Origin of the sequence: Streptomyces sp. NPDC127068 (assembly GCF_042724695.1) — a bacterium.
GTDB lineage: Bacteria > Actinomycetota > Actinomycetes > Streptomycetales > Streptomycetaceae > Streptomyces.
Genome location: NZ_JBHXEN010000082.1, coordinates 1,107 through 4,437 on the forward strand (window position 1 = coordinate 1,107; position 3,331 = coordinate 4,437).

A 3,331-nucleotide genomic window follows, 5' to 3' on the forward strand; every position below is an offset into this window, starting at 1 on the left:
GCTCTCACCGCCCCCCGCCTGGTCTCTCAGTGGGTGTGGGGTCCCCTCTGGGGGTGGGGCCCCCACCACTCCGTTCCGAGTAACCCAAGGTCGCGGGCGCTCGCAGACGAGAGGCCCGGCAACGTCACTTTCCGGTGAACCTGCCGGACCTGCCCGTCCCCGCCTCGGGCGCCCTACACGACGGCTGCCCCGGGGCCGTGCGTCACCCGCCGGCCGCGGCGAGGACCGGGATCAACTGTTCCTCCTCATAGGTGAGGTGCCTCTCCAACTCATGGGTGAGCCGGTCGAACTCGGCGAGCAACGCGGTCGGTTCCGAGTCCGTCTCCGCCACCAGCTTCCGTAGCGCCTCGACCAGCTCCGCTATCGACTCGTGCTCGCGTTCCAGACGGTCCATGACCGCGCTCAACTCCGGGTGCTGGGAGCTGAGGTACGGGAACAGGCCCTGGTCCTCGCCCTGGTGGTGGTTCTTCAGCCCCTGGCACACGGTGAGGCAGTTCATCCGCAACTGGGTGCCCAACTCGGGGCCCGCGGCGGCGATCTCCGCGCGGATGGTGGCGAGTTCCCGACGGAAGCCGTCGTGCACCACCTTCAGGCCGTCCGCGAACGACGGCGAGTTGATCACCGGCGGCCCTGCCGCCACCTCCACCAGCGCCACGACCGGGATCACCCGGTCCGTCTTCGCCTGGTACTCGGCCCAGCCGGGGTCCGCCTCGGCCGCCCGGGCGAACGCCTCGTCACGCTCCGCGCCGGTCAGTTCCTGGGCCCGCGCCCGGAAGACGAAGACACCGTCCTCGACCTGCACCTCGGGCTCCGCCAGGAGGTTGTGGTACCAGGCGGGGTGCCGGTGCGCCCCTCCGGCCGAGGCGATCACCAGGATGCGCTCCCCACCGTCCGGAAGGTAGCCGACGGGGGTCGTGTGCGGTCGACCGCTGCGCCTGCCCGTGGTCGTCAGGAGAATCAGTCGGGCTCCGGCGAAAGGGCCGCCGACCCGGCCGTTGTTGGCGCGGAACTCCTCGATGACCTGGTCATTGAACGTCTGGGGCATGTCCTGCTTTCTGCTTGCTTCTCAGGGCCGCCGCGGCTGATGGCGCCGTCTGGGCGGTGGGGGAGGCACGCGCACGGCCTGGGTGCGGCGGTGTCGCGTACGGGAGCGGTACGTCCGTCGGCGACGGCGATCGCGTCAACGGATGGACCGCAAGCACCGGGCGGAGCCCGGTACGGGGAGAAGGAAGCAGAAAGGCGGGGCCCTCGCCCGCCCCGGAATCACTCCGGGGCCGGGACCCTCACTGGTGCGTGGCTCAAGGCCGACCCGGCAGTCACGTCCGGGACCTTAACCAGACGAAGGCCGCAGGAGCAAACCCGAACCCATCGCGCGGCGGTGGTCAGCCATTGAGCGGGGACATGTCCGTGTAGCGGTCACCGGAGGGGGCGGACAGCGCGCCGAGCCGGGACAATTGTTCCGGACCGAGCCGCACCGCGTCGGCCCCCGCGTTCTCCTCCAGGCGGGCCACGCGCTTCGTCCCGGGGATCGGCGCGATCGTGTCGCCCTGCGCCAACAGCCAGGCGAGCGCGGTCTGCGCGGGAGTGGCCCCCACGTCCCGGGCGACGGCTGCGACCTCGTCGGCGATCCGCAGGTTGCGTTGCAGGTTCTCCTCGCTGAACCGGGGGTTGTCCTTGCGGAAGTCACCGTCGTCCAGCTGCTCACGACTACGGATGCCGCCCGTGAGGAATCCACGGCCCAGGGGCGAGTACGGGACGAACCCGATGCCCAGCTCCCGGGTGAGCGGAAGCAGCTCGGCCTCGGGGTCCCGGGTCCAGAGCGAGTACTCGGTCTGGAGCGCGGCGACCGGGTGCACCGCGTGCGCCCGGCGGATCGTCCCGGGCCCCGCCTCGGACAGCCCGATGTACCGGACCTTCCCCTCGGCGACCAGTTCCGCGAGCGTGCCCACGGTCTCTTCGATCGGCGTGTCGGGGTCCACCCGGTGCTGGTAGTACAGGTCGATGCGGTCCGTGGCGAGCCGTCGCAAGGACCCCTCGACGGCCGCCCGGACGTTGGCCGGCGAACTGTCCAGCCCCCGACGTCCCTCGTGGGAGAGGATGCCGAACTTGGTGGCGAGCACCACCTCGTCCCGCCGCCCGGCCAACGCCCGGCCGAGCAACTCCTCGTTGGTGTAGGGCCCGTACACCTCCGCCGTGTCCAGGAACGTCACCCCCAGGTCGAGGGCCCGGTGCAGGGTGCGCACGGCTTCGGCCTCGTCCGTACCCGCTCCGGTGTAGAAGGCCGACATGCCCATGCAGCCGAGACCGAGCCGGGGGACGTCGAGACCGCCGAGGGAGACGTGTCGCATGAGTGTGCCCTTTCACGGTGGGGACGGCACGGAACGGCCACGCTGCCAGAGCGGGTGCGACCCGGGTGGTCCGACATGCCGGACCGGCCACCCGCGCCACGACACTGGCGGAAGGCCGGGGTGCGGGCCGCGGCCGGAGCCCGTGCGCACCGGCCCGGGCTAGGGTGATCCGTGTGGCGAAGAACCCCCGGGCGGTGGAGCGGCGCGCACTGCGCCCCGTCGACCTCGCGCGCGCCGCCGGGGTCTCCACCCAGCAGATCCGCAACTACGAGGGCGCCGGCGTACTGCCCCACGTGCCGCGCACCGAGTCCGGATACCGCTGCTTCGACGAGGGTCACCGACAGGCCCTGTTCACCTACCGGGCGCTGGTCCGGGGGTACGGGGTGGAGCGGGCCGGTGGGATCATGCGGGCGGTGCACGCCGACGACGTGCCGCTCGCCCTGTCCCTGCTCGACGCGGGCCACGCGGAACTGCACGAGCAGCGTGCCGCGTTGCGGGAGGTCGGTGCGGCGTTGCACGCGGTGGCGGGGGAGGCCGGGAGCCGCTCGGACGACGGCGCGGGGGTCCCCCGGGGCGGGCTCAGGATCGGTGAGGTCGCGGCCCGGCTCGGGGTGCGGACCTCGGCCCTGCGGGTGTGGGAGGAGGCGGGCCTCCTCACCCCGATGCGCGAGGCGGGCACCGGCTACCGCTGTTACGGCCCCGCCGAACTGCGGGACGCACGGATGGTCGCGCTGTTGCGGCAGGGCCGCTACTCCCTGGACCGGATCCGGACCGTGCTCGACGGGCTGCGCGGCACGGCTGGCGGCCAGGCGCTGCACGACGCCGTCGCCGAACGCCAACGGTCCTTGACCCGCCGTTCCCGGGCGATGCTCGCGGGGGCGGGCGGGCTGCACGGATACCTCGATCGGCGCGCGGCGCCCGGCCGGATTCCGGCCGAACCGTAGCGGGGTGGGGGGCCCCCCCGGGATACGGGTCCGCCGACC

At 72.8% G+C, this 3,331-nt stretch carries 3 protein-coding genes; 1 reads left to right on the forward strand and 2 read right to left on the reverse strand.

Features of this window, described 5'->3' with window-relative positions; translation table 11 throughout:
- Positions 1–202: 202 nt before the first annotated feature.
- Positions 203–1,045, reverse strand: coding sequence for a nitroreductase/quinone reductase family protein (locus ACFWIA_RS33080; protein WP_387010956.1), 843 nt, complete (start codon positions 1,043–1,045; stop codon positions 203–205).
- 337 nt (positions 1,046–1,382) lie between these two features.
- Positions 1,383–2,348 (reverse strand): aldo/keto reductase, encoded by a 966-nt coding sequence (locus ACFWIA_RS33085; RefSeq protein ID WP_387010957.1) that lies wholly within the window; start codon positions 2,346–2,348, stop codon positions 1,383–1,385.
- Positions 2,349–2,521: 173 nt separating this feature from the next.
- On the opposite strand from ACFWIA_RS33085, the gene ACFWIA_RS33090 reads away from it, so the two are divergent.
- Positions 2,522–3,292, forward strand: a complete 771-nt coding sequence (locus ACFWIA_RS33090) for a MerR family transcriptional regulator (RefSeq protein ID WP_387010958.1) — start codon at positions 2,522–2,524, stop codon at positions 3,290–3,292.
- Positions 3,293–3,331 lie beyond the last annotated feature (39 nt).